Origin of the sequence: Paraburkholderia sediminicola, from assembly GCF_046030555.1 — a bacterium.
In the GTDB taxonomy this organism is placed as follows: Bacteria; Pseudomonadota; Gammaproteobacteria; order Burkholderiales; family Burkholderiaceae; genus Paraburkholderia; species Paraburkholderia sediminicola_E.
In genome coordinates this window covers 138,876-155,081 of the sequence record NZ_JAQQCH010000004.1, presented here as the reverse complement: position 1 = coordinate 155,081, position 16,206 = coordinate 138,876, and the positions used below count along the sequence as shown (strand labels likewise).

General features: G+C 61.2%; 16 protein-coding genes and 1 pseudogene. 10 read left to right on the top strand and 7 right to left on the bottom strand.

What is annotated here, in order from left to right; genetic code table 11:
- Positions 1–4 precede the first annotated feature (4 nt).
- Positions 5–1,375, top strand: coding sequence for a DesA family fatty acid desaturase (locus PQQ52_RS08250; protein WP_459252553.1), 1,371 nt, complete (start codon positions 5–7; stop codon positions 1,373–1,375).
- A gap of 126 nt (positions 1,376–1,501) precedes the next feature.
- Here the strand turns inward: PQQ52_RS08250 and PQQ52_RS08240 are convergent, their stop codons facing one another.
- Positions 1,502–1,696, bottom strand: coding sequence for a hypothetical protein (locus PQQ52_RS08240; protein ID WP_408208998.1), 195 nt, complete (start codon positions 1,694–1,696; stop codon positions 1,502–1,504).
- A 274-nt stretch (positions 1,697–1,970) separates the two neighbouring features.
- Here PQQ52_RS08240 and PQQ52_RS08235 point away from each other — a divergent pair, with 274 nt between their 5' ends.
- On the top strand, positions 1,971–2,690 hold the full coding sequence (locus PQQ52_RS08235; RefSeq protein ID WP_408208995.1) for a Crp/Fnr family transcriptional regulator: 720 nt from the start codon (positions 1,971–1,973) through the stop codon (positions 2,688–2,690).
- A 114-nt stretch (positions 2,691–2,804) separates the two neighbouring features.
- On the opposite strand, the gene PQQ52_RS08230 is transcribed toward PQQ52_RS08235, so the two are convergent.
- The 4 genes and pseudogenes from PQQ52_RS08230 to PQQ52_RS08215 all read right to left on the bottom strand — a co-directional run bounded on the left by PQQ52_RS08230 (position 2,805) and on the right by PQQ52_RS08215 (position 4,111).
- Entirely contained in the window at positions 2,805–2,951 is a 147-nt protein-coding gene (locus tag PQQ52_RS08230) for a DUF3096 domain-containing protein (RefSeq protein WP_408208992.1), read from the bottom strand.
- A gap of 61 nt (positions 2,952–3,012) precedes the next feature.
- A pseudogene (locus tag PQQ52_RS08225) lies at positions 3,013–3,144 on the bottom strand (twin-arginine translocation pathway signal); the annotation flags it as partial.
- A gap of 45 nt (positions 3,145–3,189) precedes the next feature.
- The gene (locus PQQ52_RS08220; RefSeq protein WP_408208990.1) at positions 3,190–3,591 is read right to left on the bottom strand and encodes a hypothetical protein; all 402 of its coding nucleotides are present in this window, start codon (positions 3,589–3,591) and stop codon (positions 3,190–3,192) included.
- 94 nt (positions 3,592–3,685) lie between these two features.
- A complete protein-coding gene (locus PQQ52_RS08215; RefSeq protein WP_408208989.1) occupies positions 3,686–4,111 on the bottom strand; it encodes a VOC family protein in 426 nt (141 codons plus the stop codon).
- Positions 4,112–4,244: 133 nt separating this feature from the next.
- On the opposite strand from PQQ52_RS08215, the gene PQQ52_RS08210 reads away from it, so the two are divergent.
- Positions 4,245–5,114, top strand: a complete 870-nt coding sequence (locus PQQ52_RS08210; protein ID WP_408208987.1) for a LysR family transcriptional regulator — start codon at positions 4,245–4,247, stop codon at positions 5,112–5,114.
- Between the two features lie 163 nt (positions 5,115–5,277).
- Here PQQ52_RS08210 and PQQ52_RS08205 read toward each other — a convergent pair whose 3' ends face one another.
- Complete coding sequence (locus PQQ52_RS08205) at positions 5,278–6,312, bottom strand: methyl-accepting chemotaxis protein (RefSeq protein ID WP_408208984.1); 1,035 nt, start codon at positions 6,310–6,312, stop codon at positions 5,278–5,280.
- A 374-nt stretch (positions 6,313–6,686) separates the two neighbouring features.
- Between PQQ52_RS08205 and ehuR the strand changes: the two genes are divergently transcribed.
- From ehuR to PQQ52_RS08170, 7 genes are all read left to right on the top strand, one after another.
- The gene (gene ehuR, locus PQQ52_RS08200; protein WP_408208982.1) at positions 6,687–8,084 is read left to right on the top strand and encodes a MocR-like ectoine utilization transcription factor EhuR; all 1,398 of its coding nucleotides are present in this window, start codon (positions 6,687–6,689) and stop codon (positions 8,082–8,084) included.
- Between the two features lie 165 nt (positions 8,085–8,249).
- The gene (eutB, locus tag PQQ52_RS08195) at positions 8,250–9,254 is read left to right on the top strand and encodes a hydroxyectoine utilization dehydratase EutB (protein ID WP_408208979.1); all 1,005 of its coding nucleotides are present in this window, start codon (positions 8,250–8,252) and stop codon (positions 9,252–9,254) included.
- The gene (locus PQQ52_RS08190; RefSeq protein WP_408208976.1) at positions 9,251–10,252 is read left to right on the top strand and encodes a cyclodeaminase; all 1,002 of its coding nucleotides are present in this window, start codon (positions 9,251–9,253) and stop codon (positions 10,250–10,252) included. The genes eutB and PQQ52_RS08190 overlap by 4 nt, the downstream gene beginning before the upstream one ends.
- Positions 10,253–10,364: 112 nt before the next feature.
- On the top strand, positions 10,365–11,402 hold the full coding sequence (gene doeB / locus PQQ52_RS08185; protein ID WP_408208973.1) for a N(2)-acetyl-L-2,4-diaminobutanoate deacetylase DoeB: 1,038 nt from the start codon (positions 10,365–10,367) through the stop codon (positions 11,400–11,402).
- 7 nt (positions 11,403–11,409) lie between these two features.
- Positions 11,410–11,901, top strand: coding sequence for an Lrp/AsnC family transcriptional regulator (locus PQQ52_RS08180; RefSeq protein ID WP_408208970.1), 492 nt, complete (start codon positions 11,410–11,412; stop codon positions 11,899–11,901).
- 144 nt (positions 11,902–12,045) lie between these two features.
- On the top strand, positions 12,046–13,581 hold the full coding sequence (locus tag PQQ52_RS08175; protein ID WP_408208967.1) for an NAD-dependent succinate-semialdehyde dehydrogenase: 1,536 nt from the start codon (positions 12,046–12,048) through the stop codon (positions 13,579–13,581).
- A 41-nt stretch (positions 13,582–13,622) separates the two neighbouring features.
- Positions 13,623–15,020, top strand: coding sequence for an aspartate aminotransferase family protein (locus tag PQQ52_RS08170; RefSeq protein ID WP_408208965.1), 1,398 nt, complete (start codon positions 13,623–13,625; stop codon positions 15,018–15,020).
- Between the two features lie 62 nt (positions 15,021–15,082).
- On the opposite strand, the gene PQQ52_RS08165 is transcribed toward PQQ52_RS08170, so the two are convergent.
- On the bottom strand, positions 15,083–16,177 hold the full coding sequence (locus tag PQQ52_RS08165) for an alcohol dehydrogenase family protein (RefSeq protein WP_408208963.1): 1,095 nt from the start codon (positions 16,175–16,177) through the stop codon (positions 15,083–15,085).
- Between the last annotated feature and the right edge of the window lie 29 nt (positions 16,178–16,206).

Sequence of the window (16,206 nt, the reverse complement as noted above, 5' to 3'; positions counted from 1 at the left end):
CTGTATGCGTGCCGGGGGAGGCGGCATGAAGCGCGGCCCACTCCTGACCACGGTCCGCGATCGCGTTTCTTCCCGGTACGGGACCGTACCGACATCCCCGCAGGTTGTATATATCGTGCAGATAGGCGCCAGCCGTCGATCCGGATACGCTCGAGGTCGCTTCTACAAGAAGGTCAATGTGTTTATCGCTTCGCTTGCATTTCTCTCGCACGGCCTGCTTTCCCTTTTGTGGTGGCAGATTCTCCTCGCGACGCTGGTATTGACCCACGTGACGATTGTCAGCGTGACGGTCTACCTCCATCGTTGCCAGGCACACCGCGCGCTTGATCTGCATCCCGCCGCCAGCCACTTCTTCCGTTTCTGGTTATGGATGACGACGGGCGTGCTGACTGGACCATGGGCTGCGATTCACCGAAAGCACCACGCGAAATGCGAGACTGATGAGGATCCTCACAGTCCGCAGATCCGTGGCATCTGGGCGGTACTGATGGGGGGCGCAGAACTCTACCGCGCCGAAGCGAAGAACGAAGAAACGCTGCGCAAGTTCGGTCACGGCACGCCGAACGACTGGATAGAACGAAACCTCTATGCGAAGTACCCGGACCTCGGCATCAGCCTGCTCATGGTGATTGATGTTGCGCTCTTCGGTGTTGCCGGCATATCGGTCTGGGCTGTTCAGATGATGTGGATCCCGTTCTGGGCAGGGGGCGTTGTTAACGGTGTCGGACATTTTCTGGGTTATCGCAACTTCGGGTCTACCGATGCGAGCACGAATATCATTCCCTTGGGCCTTGTGATTGGCGGGGAGGAACTTCACAACAACCACCATGCTTACGCGACATCCGCCAGACTGTCGAACAAGTGGTATGAGCTTGATATTGGCTGGATGTACATTTGCATTCTTGCTGCGCTGGGATTGGCGCAGGTAAAGAAAGTGGCGCCGACGCCGCGTCTTGTCAAAGGCAAGATGGTGCTTGACGACGATACGGTGCAAGCGGTACTTCGCAACCGCTACGAGGTGATGCGGAACTATGCGAGGACGGCCGAACGCGCATGCCGGCAGGAGCTGAAGCATATGGAAAACATCAGCCGCCATGAAAGGTTGCTGCTGATGCGCGATGTCAGGCAACGGTTCCGCGGCACATACGCGGTGAAAAGTAATCGTCGTCAATGGCAGCTGACAACACTATGCGACCGCAACCAGAAGCTGCGCACTTACATCGAGTTGCGTGACGGCCTGTCAGCAATATGGGAACGGTCGAATAAATCGCATGAGCAGTTGCTTTCCCAGTTGCAGGACTGGTGCCGCCGTGCCGAACATAGCGGGATCAATGCGCTCGAGGCGTTTTCGCTGCGCCTTCGCCAGTACGCCTGATCGACAGCAAAGCCCTTGCCGTTACCCCACCTGAGGCGTTGCCGCCGGACGATCACGTGTTCTATCTGATGTCCTCCAGTTGCAGTTGTCATAGCGCGGTAAATACACGCCGGAAAAATGGGCGTATCACCATGGGCGCAAGCTCAGCCACAACCGGCCTGCGGCTGTCATATTGATGACGCCGCCGCTACGCGATTCGTATGCAAGCCCCAGCGTCAATAGTTCGTCGGCCATGGAGCGCGGCATCTCCGCTCCAGAATCCGGAACTCGATCGAGCGATTTAAGGGCCTCGGCGGCCTCTGTGGAGAGTTGGATGGACATGGTGGACTCCTGCATCTGAGATCATCATGTCCCGGATGAAATTCTCCCGTCTGTACGGTGGCGACTACTTGGCCGCGCCACGCGGCCAGGCGTCATCCCCCATGGTGCGCAATCACACTATAATTTAAAGAGGGCTCAGTCAGACTCGGAGTTCAGAGCAAGCTGCCGCGCAGCGGCGGCTTTGCCAATTTGTCTGACTTGTCTGACGCTTTCGCCCAACTGCCGTCGAAACTTGGCATTGTCAGGAACGGATCGTCGAAGACGGAGACGACACATGCAAAACCAATCTGGTTTCAAAGAAAATCACCTGCTCTCGGTGTTGCCCGAGGCGGAATCGCTTCGCCTGGCTCCTCATCTTGTGCCGGTTGAAATGCCCTTGGGGCATGTCGTGTACGAGTCGGGCGATCACCTCCACGACGTGTATTTTCCGACCACGTCCATCGTCTCGCTGCTATACGTCATGGAAGACGGTTCATCCGCTGAAATTGCGATCGTGGGCAACGAAGGGCTCATCGGCATTGCGCTTTTTATGGGTGGGGAAACCACACCAAGCAGGGCGATCGTGCAAAGCGCAGGCGCGGCGTATCGGCTGGACGCAGCGATTCTGAAAGAGGAATTCCATCGAGCCGGCCCGGTGCAGCGGCTGTTGCTGCGCTATACCCAGGCACTGATTACGCAGATGGCCCAGACCGCCGTTTGCAACCGGCATCATTCGATCGATCAGCAACTATGCCGCTGGCTGTTGCTCAGCATGGACCGCCTGCCGTCGAATGAGCTGAAGATGACGCAGGAGCTAATCGCCAACATGCTTGGCGTGCGGCGATCCGGTGTGACGGAGGCGGCGCAGAAACTGCAGGACGCGGGTCTGATCCGCTACAGTCATGGCCATATCGAGGTGCTGGATAGACCGGGGCTGGAACAACGCGTGTGTGAATGTTATGGCGTGGTGCGAAGGGAATTCGACCGGTTGCTGCCTGATCTGAAGGCGTTATAAGAGGCGCATCCTGCGTTGACGAGGACGGGCGGAGCCGACCCAGTCGATCAGATCGATCCATCGCGTTGCGACCAGCACCTGTTCGCAACGTGCTTCCTGATAGGCGGTTTCAGCTCAGTGGAGATGTCCCCCGAACAGCCCGAGCAACCCGATCACGATCAGGTAGATCGCAACGATGTAATTCAACAGGCGAGGCACCGCGAGAATCAGAATGCCGGCGATCAGCGAAACCAATGGGCCTGCGTTCGTGAGAATGTGCATACTCCCTCCTGAAGATTGAAGCCGATAGATAGACACAAACCTGCCCGGCCTACGTTGCTCATTATAGTGACTTGAGGCGGGTGATCTTCGTGCCTTCGAGCGTCACACCGGCCATCAATCCGCCGTTCGTGAGTACGAACGCTTCGACGGGCGCCGTCGCGGTGGTGGTATCGATGTTGCCGTTCGCGCCGACTCACCGATTCAGAACTTTACCGCAAGGCTACCGCGAGCGCCGCATTCACTCCTCGCATTTCACGTCCTGCTTTCGCACAACGATAATCACCGGGTAGGTCCCGTGCTCGAGTTCCACGCGCGCGACCACGGCCATCGTCTCGCTGTCGACGTCGTCATACACGCTGACCTTTTCATGCCGAAGGTTCGTGACGCCGGTACAGGCAGACGCGCGACCCTCGTCGGAGACCTTGCATTGGATCGGATTGTCGGCGATGTAGCGGTACTTATCCCTGTCGGAGGCCGCAAGGTACTCGCGAAAACTCTGCGCCGCTCCACCGACGCCAGTGACATAACCAATGGCGCACTGCAGCGTCGGTGTATTGCTGTTCCCGGCTGTTTGGGCTGTCGCAGCCGTGCTTGCGGCCGCGACGAGCGCCGCGAGGGTCGATGCAAGGAGATATCTCATGGCCCAAATCACCGTCGTCAGATCGAAGTGCTGGATTGTAATGGCATCTTGCCTGCAGCTCATTCCACCGTTGCACGACGATTCCCCCGCGACCTTACTTCGCGAACAGCATATCGAGGTTCGCGAACGACTTGAATTCGAGCGCGTTGCCGCTCGGGTCCAGAAAGAACATCGTGGCCTGCTCGCCCGGCTCACCCTTAAAGCGGATGTACGGCTCGATCACAAATTCCACGCCGACCGCCTTGAGCTTGTCCGCGAGCGCCGTCCATTGCGGCATTGTCAGGAGCGCGCCGAAATGGCGCACAGGGACACCGTGTCCATCGACGGCATTGGTCGAGCTCACGCCCGTTTCGCCCGGCGCGAGATGCGCGACGATCTGGTGGCCGTAGAAGTTGAAGTCGACCCAGTCGGGCGCGCTACGGCCTTCGGGACAACCGAGCAGGTCGCCGTAGAACGCACGTGCCGCCTCGATGCTGTGGACCGGAAATGCAATGTGGAACGGGAGGAGTGGGGTATTCATCGCAATGGGGCTTTCAGAAGTTGAAGGAATGTGCGCTTCATTGAGCGTTCAGCCAACATATTAAACATAACGTGTTTTAATGAATAACGATATATTTCAGATCTGAGAACCAAATTTATCGATGAATTGAATCATGCTACGAGAACTCAAAACGTTCCTCGCCGTCGTGCGCCATGGCACGTTCGCGCGTGCCGGCGCACAGACCGGATTGACGCAGTCGGCGGTGAGCGCGCAGATCCAGCGTCTGGAGGACGAACTCGGCTTCGCCCTGTTCGATCGCACCGGCCGGTCCGCCAGCCTCAATGCCGCGGGCAAGCGGACAGTGGAAGTCGCGCAGGAATTACTCGCCGTGTACGCGCGCCTCGCACTGCAGGGCGCAGCCGGCGAGAACGCGGGGCTCTTGCGGATCGGCGCGATTGCGTCGGTACAGACTTCGTTGCTGGTCGGCGCGATCCAGCAGTTTCGCACGACGTCGCCAGGCTGGCGGATTCGCGTATTGCCGGGGGTATCGCTGAATCTGCTCACGCAGGTCGACTCGGGCGAACTGGATCTCGCGGTGATTATCAAACCGCCATTCGCGTTGCCGCCCGAGTTGAAATGGCATTTGCTCGTTAGCGAGCCATTTGTGCTGCTGGTGCCGCGTAAGCATGCGAAGGAATCGTGGCGCGTGCTGCTCGCCCGTGAGCCGCTGATCCGCTACGACCGCAATTCGTTTGGCGGGCGGCTCGTGGACCGCTTCCTGAAACGTGTGCGGATCAACGTGGACGATGTGGTGGAGTTGGACGAGTTGCAGGGAATCGTTGGGCTGGTGGCGGCGGGCGTGGGCGTCGCCATCGTCCCGCAGGCGGCGGCGTTACACTTCCCGCCGAGCGTGCGTCCGCTGACGCTCGGCGACGACACGTTCTACCGCGACGTCGGGATTGTCGAGCGCGCGACGGCCGATCAGCAGAGCGCCGCTTATGATTTCGCCGCGCGCTTGCGTGCGGTGGCTAGCCCCGAATAGTCAACGGACGAAGCATCGACGCATCCTCCCATGACATTTTTAAAAAATCCCTTCTGTTGTTACCGCGCGTTGCCTTGGCTTTGCTGATCTTTCCGCCGCTGGTGGGGCCATCATGAGTGGTATGGGCGGCGCCATTGGTAGGGCACCGCCTCGCGTTATGGTCTCACGGCGGTGACTGTACGATCACGCCGTACCACCCCAAGCCGCGATAGCTCTCGTAGCCTGGGGTGGCGGCGAACGATAAGGTGCGGCCGTCGGCCAGTTGATAAAAGCCTGCTGGACGGCCGCCTGTATTCAGACGGAACTGTTCGTCCAGCACGCCCTTATCATCCGAACTCGCAATCACGCGATGCGATGCGTTGACGATCATGCAGCGCGTGCGTCGCCATTCCTCTTCCGTGAGCCGCACGCCTTTAACGACCGCCGACGCTTGTGGCGCCCAATCGAAGAAGATCACCAGCGCACCGAGCGGCTTGCCGTCCACTGCGCCGTTTTCGCGGATTGCCGTCGCATAGGTCGCAACGTGCGCGTGCTTCAGAAGCGGCAGCGCCTCGATATCGCCCGCAATAAAGTCCGCGCCTGAAGGCGTTTTCATCGCGTCGCGAAACCACCGGGCTTCAGCGACATTGCGGTCATGCACCGCGTACACGTCCGGCCGGCCATTTGCGACTACATTGCCGGCCGCGTCGATGATCCATAAATCGCGGTACACGGTGTAGCTGTCGAGAATCACCGACAGACGGCGCGACGCATACGCCCGCGTCTCAGCACTCGTGTGGGCGAGGCAGTCGACTACCGCGGAATCGGTCGCCCACCAGCGCACGTCGCATGAGCGCTCGTACAGATTGCGGTCGATCACATCGATCATGTTCAGCGCGAGATCGGCGCAACGTTGACCCTCATGTGAGCGCAGCCGTTCGATCATGCTGTCGCCGAGATCGGTCAACCTGGTCAGCGAGCCGGCGAGTTCGCGATTGAGCACCGTCGTGATTTCGCCGATTCGCGCGGACACATGCTTGACCTGATTCGCCACGACCGCGAAGCCGCGGCCCGCATTGCCGGCGCGCGCCGCTTCGATCAAGGCGTTGAGGGCGAGGAAGGTGGTCTCGCGATTGATGTCGTTGATATCGGAGATCTTCCCCGTTGCCAGCTTCCTGACGTGATGCGTCAGTTCGACGATTTCGAGCGGATTCGACATGGCTTGGCCCCGGTAGCGTAGAAATGTTGTGCCTGCATAAAAGCAAGCATCGGGCCGGGTCGATGCCACGGGCATTGCGGTGGTTGCCGTGCACGCCGCAAACGTTTGGTGAAGCATGTCATGGTGCGATGATGACTGGCGATGAACGGCGACGCACCGGGTACGTGCATCGCCAGGCGCCGTAATCGCGACTGCGCGGCGTTTGCCGGCAATCCCGCCGGTCTGAGGGGCCGGTACCGCCCCCTGCCAATGCACGATACAAACCCCTATTTTTGCTCGGCAATGCACTAGGACAATTATTTCTGTGCCGTGTTTGGCCTCACTATTGAGGTGGAGTGGACCAGGGTGAGCGTCGACGAGAACGGAGGGCAGCGGTGATCGAGCAGTGGCGGGAAGCCGTGCGCGCGGTACACGGCGTGGAATCGAAATATAAACGGCTGGTCAAGGCGATCGCGGGCGACATCGAAAGCGAGTCGTTGCCGGCGGGTGCGCGCCTGCCGCCGCAGCGCGACGTCGCCTCGGAACTGGCGATCAGCGTGCAAACGGTGACCAATGCCTACAAGGAACTGGAGCGGCAAGGGCTGATCCGCTGCGAGGTGGGGCGCGGCAGTTTCGTGGCGGCGCGCGTCACGGAAACCATGTCGAGCTATATGCTCGACACGGCCGAGCGTTCCGTGGTCGACTTTTCGATCGCGCGCATCATCCATACGCCGGAGCACGATGCCATGTGGCGCAAGGTCTGCGCGACGCTCTCGACGCTCGATGACCAGCCGTGGATTCGCGCGTTCCGGCCTATTGCGGGCTTCGAGCATCATCGGCAGGCGGGGATCGCATGGCTCGCGTCGCTGGGCATGCCGGCTTCGGCGGATACGCTGCTCGTTACGAATGGTGCGGCGCACGGTATCTTTCTGGCGCTGGCTTCGCTTGTGGGCCCGGGCGACACAGTGCTGTGCGAAAGCCTCACGGATCATGGCGTGATCGGCTCGGCCAATGTGCTGGGCTTTACGCTGAAGGGCCTCGAGATCGACGAGTACGGCATTCACCCCGAACACTTCGAGGAGATGTGCGATAGCGAGCGCATCACGGCCCTTGTCTGCACGCCCACGCTGAACAATCCTACCGTCGCGCTCATGCCCGATTCGCGGCGCCGCGCGATTGCGAAAATCGCCGAACGCTATGGCGTTTACGTGATCGAGGACGATGTCTATGGTCCTTTGCCGACGAAGCATGGCACGCCGATTTCGAGTCTGATTCCCGATTTGTCCTTCTACTGCACGAGCCTGACGAAGTCGGTGATGGCCGGTTTGCGGATCGGCTACCTCGCCACGCCGCGACGGCTCGCGCTACGCGCTGAAAGTGTGTTGCGTGTGAGCAGCTGGATGGCGACTTCGCCGATGGCCGAAGTCGCGACGCGCTGGATCGTCGACGGGACCGCCGGACGGCTCGTGGAAATACAGCGCGAACTTCTGGGACGGCGTCAGGCGCAACTGCAGCAAACGCTGGGTAAATACGTGCTTGGCGCGCATCCACAGGCACTGTCCGCCTGGCTGCGCGTGCCTGACCACTGGCATACCGACCGTCTGGTGAGGGAGCTGCGCAACCGCGATATCGCCGTGACGTCGCCTGATCCATTTCTGGTGCGCGACGCGGACCGGCCGAATGCGGTGCGTATCTGCGTCGGCGCCGAGGTCGGCGAAGAAACCTATAAAGCCGCGCTGGAAACGATGCGCGACGTGTTCGAGCAGTACCCACAGGTGCACGATTTCACCTGATCTCGCGCGGTTTGTGCGCTGCTCGCATGAAATGAACTAGGACAATGGAAATCGTTTTTTAGAACATTAGACTGGACTGCATTGAAAACGATGCGGCCGCAAATCAGCGTGAGAACGCAGGCGCGACAGCATCGGAATTGAACCCTTTCGTGCAGGGCCGAGTTCATGTCCGTTCTGTCGTTAGCCGATGTCTACCGTGCGCGTCGCCGTATCGCGGGGCGCGTCTGTCATACGCCGCTCGTCGAATCGCAGAGTTTGTCGGAGAAGGCGGGCACACCGGTCTTTCTGAAGCTGGAAACCGTGCAGCCGACCGGCAGCTTCAAGCTGCGCGGCGCCACCAATGCACTCGCCCGTCTCGCCGAACAGGGTTGCCGGAAAGTCGTGACCGCCTCGACGGGCAATCACGGCCGCGCGGTTGCGCATGCGGCCCGTGCGCTGGGTATCGACGCGACCGTCTGCCTGTCCGCGCTCGTGCCGGCGAATAAAGTCGATGCCGTGCGCGCACTCGGCGCGCAGGCGCGGATTGTCGGCAAAAGTCAGGATGAGGCCGAACACGAAGCGTTGAGACTGGTACGCGACGAAGGTTTCGCCTACGTCCCACCATTCGACGATCTGCATGTGATCGCCGGTCAGGCGACCATTGGACTGGAAATCGTCGAGGCGTTGCCGGATGTCGCGAACATCGTCGTGCCGCTATCCGGTGGCGGCCTGTTTGCGGGCATTGCGTTCGCGGCTAAAAGCGCGAATCGCGCGATCGGCCTGACCGGCGTGACGATGGTGCGTGGTGCCGCGATGCATGCGAGTCTCGCGGCCGGCCAGCCGGTGCTGGTCGAAGAAGTCGAAACCCTGGCCGATTCGCTCGGCGGCGGCATTGGACTCGAAAACCGTTATACGTATGCGCTCACGCGCGATCTGATCGACGAGACCGTGCTGCTTGGCGAGGCGTCAATTGCACGCGGCATTGCGCATGCATACCGTCATGAACGGCTCGTCGTGGAAGGCGCGGCGGCTGTAGGCATCGCCGCCTTGCTCGATGACGAACTGGCCGCCGAGCGCGTCAGGCGCGGGCCGCTCGTGCTTATCGTGACGGGCGCCAACATCGATATGGACCTGCATCGCCGAATCGTGGATGCCGAGTCGATCCAACCCGCCTCACACACCACTCTATGACCTCGATCACGCTCCTTGGCGAAGCGGAGCTTCGCGAACTCGTGCCGCTCGATCTTGCCGCCGTCGACCAGGTGGAAGCAGCCTTTCTCGCACTCGCCACCGAAGCCGTTGCGATGCCCCCTATCCTGCGTCTCGATCTGCCCGAACACAACGGCGAAGTCGACGTCAAGACAGCGTGGCTGCCGAGCTTCGACAGTTTCGCTATCAAGGTGAGTCCAGGGTTCTTCAACAACCCGTCGCTCGGTTTGCCGAGTTTGAATGGGCTGATGCTGGTATTGTCCGCAAAGACAGGCCTGACCGAAGCAGTACTACTCGACAACGGGTATCTGACGGCTGTGCGCACGGCCGCCGCCGGTGCGGTCGCGGCGCGTTGGCTGGCGAAACAGCGCACGCCGCAAGTTACCGTGCTTGGCGCCGGCGAACAGGCACGTTTGCAATTGCGGGCGTTGATGCTGGTGCGTCGCGTCGAACACGTGCGCGTATGGGCGCGCGATCCGGCCAAGGCGCAGTGTTTCGCTGCGGAGATGAGCGCCTCGCTCGGCGTGCAATGCGATGTAGCACGCGATGTCCATCATGCGCTCGCCGAAGCGGATATCGCGATCACCACCACGCCAAGCCGCACACCGCTGATCGACGTCGCAGACCTGCATCCGGGCTTGCACATCACGGCGATGGGTTCGGACGCTGAGCACAAGAATGAAATCGCGCCGGCAGCGCTCGCCGCGGCACGCTATGTGTGCGACCGCGCGCAACAAACTCGCGTGCTGGGCGAGTTGCATCACGCGTTGAATGCCGGCGTGATGCATGCCGGCGCGGCGATAGCGGAGCTGGGTCAGGTGATTGCCGAACAGGCCGTGGGTCGCGCCAATGAAACCGACGTGACGATCTGCGACCTGACCGGCACCGGCGCGCAGGACACCGCGATTGCCTCGCTGGCATTGAAGCGAGCGCATGCCGCAGGGGCAGGGACGATCTTTCGCAATGACGTGAAGCGCTGAGCGTGGCCTATGTCGGAAGCAATACGAGCGGAACAGGGCACGCGCATAGCTGTTCCGGCAGCGAAACGTTCTACACCACGCCGCACAAGCTGTTCATGAGGGAGTAATGCATATGCGGGCATCACCTATTCAGCCGACGGTCGATTTCAACGCCGACGGCGAACAACACGGCTTTCTGAAGTTGCCCCATTCGCACGACACGTCCGCATGGGGCGCGGAGATGATTCCGGTCACGGTGGTTCGAAACGGCGAGGGTCCGACGGCGCTCCTCACCGGCGGCAATCATGGCGACGAGTACGAAGGCCCGATCGCGTTGTCGAAGCTGGCCGTATCGTTGAAAGCCAGGGATGTGAAAGGGCGCGTGATCATCGTGCCATTCATGAATTTTCCCGCGTTCCGCGCGGGCAGCCGGACGTCGCCGATCGATCGCGGCAATCTGAATCGCAGCTTCCCCGGCAAGCCGGATGGCACGATCACCGAGAAGATCGCTGATTATTTTCAGCGCTATCTGTTGCCGCTCGCCGATTACGTGCTCGATCTGCACGCCGGCGGCCGCACGCTCGACTTCGTGCCGCTCGCTGCGATTCACCTGCTGCCGGATGCGAATCAGCAGACCCGGTGCGAAGCGGCGATGCGCGCGTTCGGCGCGCCGTATTCGATGCGGATGCTAGAACTCGATAGCGTCGGCCTGTACGACACAGCGGTCGAAGAAGCGGGCAAGGTGTTTGTATCGACCGAACTCGGCGGTGGCGGCACGGCGACGGTGCAAAGCGTAGCGGTGGCGGAGCGCGGCGTGCAGGGCTTCCTGCAGTATGCCGGCATCCTCGGGCGAGACGAAGTTGGACGTCAATCAGGGCACTCGACCGCGCGTACCACGACGCTGCTCGATATGCCCGATGGCACCTGTTTTACGACGAGCGAACACGACGGTCTGCTGGAGTTGTGCAAGGACCTCGGCGAGATGATTGAAAGCGGCGAAGTAATCGCGCGCATTTATGACGCGTCGCGCACGGGCGGCGCGCCCGTCGAATATCGCGCGCGCCGCGGCGGCCTGCTCACGGCGCGGCATTTTCCGGGCCTCGTACGGATCGGCGATACGGTGGCGGTGGTGGCCGATGTCGTCGAGCGCGGCATACCGGTGGGAGTCTGAGCGCACGATGAAACTCGACCGTTTCGACCTGGCGATTTTGCGCATCCTCGCGCGTGACGGACGCATCACCAAGTCGCGTCTCGCCGAGGAGATCAATCTGTCGATCTCGCCGGCGTGGGAGCGCGTCAAGCGTCTGGAGGAGGGCAGTGTGATTCGCGGCTATCGCGCGGATATCGACTGGGTGCGCGCCTTCAAGGGCAGCCGCGTCGTGGTCGAGGTCACGCTGGCACGTCACACCGCGCAGGACATGCGGCGCTTTGAAGAGCGGATCGCCGCCGCACCGGAGGTTGTGCAATGCCACGCAACGGGCGGCGGCGTTGACTATGTGATGCACGTGATGTCGCGCGACATCGACCACTATCAGCGGTTTATCGATTCGCTCCTGACCGACGAACTGGGCATCGAAAAGTACTTTACCTACATCGTCACGAAGGTGGTGAAGAGCAGCGCGGAAGGGTTGCCGGATTGGGCAGAACAAACGATCGGCGACGACAGTTGAAGCGAAGGGCGAATCGCGCCAGAAAATCGCCACCCGTCGCGGCGAAATCCAGAAAAAACACTGACTTTGCGACGCCTCAACCAAAAAAACCCCATCGCTGCCGGTCGTACAGTAACAGACATACATCGCACACAGGAGGTCGTCATGTTGCTGGGTCATCCGGTCCTATTCAAATCGCTGTGCTACGTCGACGGACGCTGGATACACAGCGCGAGCGCCGCGAGTATCGCCGTGCAGAATCCCGCCGACCAGCAAATACTCGGCCACGCGCCCATGCTCGATGCCTCGCAGATCACCGAAGCAGTCGACGCGGCTCAGCGTGCGTTCTCTACGTGGCGCTGGCTGCCGGTCGCCAAACGCACTGCACTGCTGTTGCGCTGGCATGAGTTGATCCTGCGCCATCAACACGACCTGGCTGCGATTCTGTCGCTTGAACAGGGCAAGCCTCTTGCCGAAGCACGCGGCGAAATCGCCTACGGTGCGAGTTTCGTCGAATGGTTTGCGCATGAAGTACGACGCCTGAATGGCCGCACGATTCCCACGCATATTGATGGCGCGCACCTGGGCACGGTCATCGAACCCGTCGGCGTGGCCGCGCTGATCACGCCATGGAATTTCCCCTGCGCGATGATCACGCGCAAGGCCGCCGCCGCGCTCGCCGCCGGTTGTACTGTGGTGGTGAAGCCCGCGCATGAAACGCCGTTCTCCGCACTCGCCCTCGCACAACTCGCGGAAGAAGCGGGTTTTCCCGCGGGCGTATTCAATGTCGTGCTCGGCGAGCCGCAAATGGCGATGGAAACGCTGGTACGCGATACCCGGGTGCGCTCGGTGAGCTTCACCGGTTCAACGCGCGTCGGAGCATTGGTCATGCAGACCGCGGCCCAGGCCGGCATCAAGAAGACGGCACTGGAACTCGGTGGCAACGCGCCGTTCATCGTGACCGAAGATGCCGACCTCGATCAGGCCGTACGCGTGGCGATTGCGGCGAAGTTTCAGACTTCGGGGCAGGACTGCTGCGCGGCGAATCGCATCTTCGTTGCCCGGCCGCTGTACGAAGCGTTCGTTGCGCAATATAGCGAAGCCGTCAAAGCGCTGAGGGTAGGTGCCGCATTCGAAGCGGACGTGGATGTCGGCCCGCTGATGCACCAGGCCGCATTCGACACCACGGCGCAGCGCGTCGCCGAGGCGAAAGCGAAGGGCGCGCGCATTACCACTGGCGGCGCGGCCCATGAACGCGGCGGCTGGTTCTTTGAGCCGACCGTGGTCGCGGACGCTGCGCCCGGCATGCGCATCTACGACGAAGAAAATTTTGCGCCAATTTCAGCGGTCTCGCCATTCGATTCGCTCGACGAAGTCATTGAGCGCGCGAACGACACCGAATACGGCCTCGTCGCCTATGTCTGCGCGAAAGACCTCAACACGGTGTTTCAACTGATCCGCCGTCTCGACTTCGCCATGGTGTCCGTGAACGGCGCGAAATTCACTGGTGCGCCGATTCCATTCGGTGGCATCAAATCGTCCGGACTCGGCCGCGAAGGCGGGGTTGAGGGTTTTGAGCCATTTGTCGAAACCCGCTATTTCTGCCTCGGCCAGCTCGGCTTGCCGGTGACTGACAGCCTTCCCGCTCACCGCCTGGCTGCTGCAACGGCAGCTGCCGCGACGGCTGACGCGGCGGCCTGAGTCAACCCAACCCATCCAACGATCACACGAAGGAGCTTCCGATGACCCAACTCGACCAACTCTTCGACGCCGACCGCGCGCACTTCATGCATCCTTCGACGCACGCTCACGACCATGCGAGCGGGGCTCTCCCCGGCCGTATCGTGACCGGCGCGAAAGGCATCCGCATCGAAGATCATCTAGGCAAGTCGTATATCGACGCCTTCGCGGGCCTGTATTGCGTGAATATCGGCTATGGCCGCACCGAGGTCGCCGAGGCGATCTACGAGCAGGCAAAGAAGCTTGCTTACTACCACACGTATGTTGGCCACTCGACGGATACGATTATCGAATTGTCGTCGCGCATTATCGACTGGGCGCCGCAGGGCATGAAGAAGGTGTACTACGGCATGTCCGGTTCGGATGCGAACGAAACGCAGATCAAGCTCGTCTGGTATTACAACAACGTGAAGGGTCGGCCGAACAAGAAAAAGATCATTTCGCGCCAGCGCGGGTATCACGGTTCGGGGATCGTCACCGGCAGCCTGACTGGCTTGCCAAGTTTCCATCAGTGTTTCGATTTGCCGATCGAGCGTGTCAAACATACGGTGTGTCCACACTGGTATCGGCATGCGCCGGCCGGCATGAACGAGGCGCAATTTGTCGCGTACTGTGTGGAAGAACTGGAAAAGCTCATTGCACAGGAAGGCGCCGATACGATCGCTGCCTTCATTGCTGAACCGGTGATGGGCACGGGCGGCATCCTGCCGCCGCCTGCAGGTTACTGGTCCGCGATCCAGCAAGTGCTGAAGAAGCACGACATCCTGATGATCTGCGACGAAGTGGTGTGCGGTTTCGGCCGCCTCGGCTCGAAGATGGGCGCGCAACACTACGGCATCACGCCGGATCTGATCACCGTGGCGAAGGGTTTGACCAGTGCATATGCGCCGCTGTCGGGCGTGATCGTCAGCGAAGGCGTGTGGGACGTGATCGACAAGGCGTCGCAGGAATTCGGCGCGATGGGGCATGGCTGGACCTATTCAGGTCACCCGATCTGCGCCGCGGCCGCACTCGCGAACCTCGATATTCTCGAGCGCGAAAACCTCACGCAGAACGCGGCGCAAACCGGTGCGTATCTGCTCGAACAGTTGCATGCGGCGTTCGATTCGCATCCGCTGGTTGGCGAAGTGCGCGGTGCCGGCATGCTGGCCGCGCTCGAATTCATGGCCGACAAGGATGGCCGTCAACCATTCGATGCCGCGCTGAAGGTCGGTCCGCGCGTCTCCGCTGCTGCGTTGCAACGTGGGTTGATCGCTCGCGCCATGCCGCACGGCGACATTCTCGGCTTCGCGCCGCCGTTGGTCACGTCACGCAACGACGTTGACGAGATCGTGAAGCTGGCACGTGAGGCGGTGGACGAAGTTGCGTCGCAGGTTTTTGCGCCGGCGGTTTCCGCGTGATAAAAAACAGCCGGAACAGCGGATGATCGCTGTTCCGGCTGCCTGTCATGCGGACCCGTTGTTCAAGCCTGTTTTGCTGCCGGTGTGTAATGCCGATCCGGAATCACGACGATGTTGCCGACGAATTGCTTGGCCATGAATTGCGTTTGCGCTTCATGAAACTTCGACAAAGGATAGGTCGCGGCTAGAATCGGCTTGATCGTACCAGCCTGGATATAGCCGAGCACGCGTTTGAAGGCCGCGCGTGTTCCTTGCGAAGACCCATTCAGCTGTAACTGCTTCAAATACATCGTGCGCAAGTCCAGCTGGACTACGGGTCCGGCAATAGCGCCCGCCGTGGTGTAGCGGCCTTGCGGCCTTAGCACGTTCAGCAGCTTGCCGAACAGTGCGCCGCCGACCAAGTCGGCCACGACGTCGACCGGCCGGCCGCCGGTCATCCGCTCGACATCCGTGACGAAAGTCGCGCTGTCGCGAAGCATCGCACCTTCTGCGCCGAGCTTGAGCACCGCATCTTCCTTGCCCTTGCTGACCACTGCATACGGGATCGCACCCCGTGCGCGGCAAAGCTGGATGATTCCCGAGCCGACACCGCCGGAAGCGCCCGTAATCAGCACCGTTTCGCCGCTTTTGACGGCGGCGCGTTCGATCATCTGCTCGCCGGTGTGATACGCACACCAGAACGTCGCCAGCTCGGCATCGGAGTAAGTGGAATCGACGCGATGGGCGTTCTCCGCAGGTACTGCGGTGTATTCGGCGTAACCACCATCGCGGCCGTGGCCGATGTAGTCGATATCGGCGAGGCTGTCGTCGTCGCGGTTATAGATCGATGCGTCGACGATCACGCGTTCGCCGAGGCGCGCATCGCTGACGCCGCTGCCCACCGCCACCACGTATCCGACAATATCCGCGCCCTGAATGCGCGGGAACGACAGCGTCGAGCGACCGCGCCGCCAGGTGGAGACGGCTTGCGGGTCGTCATCCGTGCCATACGCGCCTTCGCGAACCCAGACGTCGGTATTGTTCAACCCGCAGGCGGTGACTTCGAGCAACACTTCGCCCGCTTTGCAGGCGGGAACCGGCACGTCGGCGCGATAGACGAGTGTGTCGAGGCCGCCGTGGGCCGTCAGCACGACGGCCTTCATGGTTTTCGGAAGCATGTTTCCCCTTTGACCTATTCCTGTGCGCG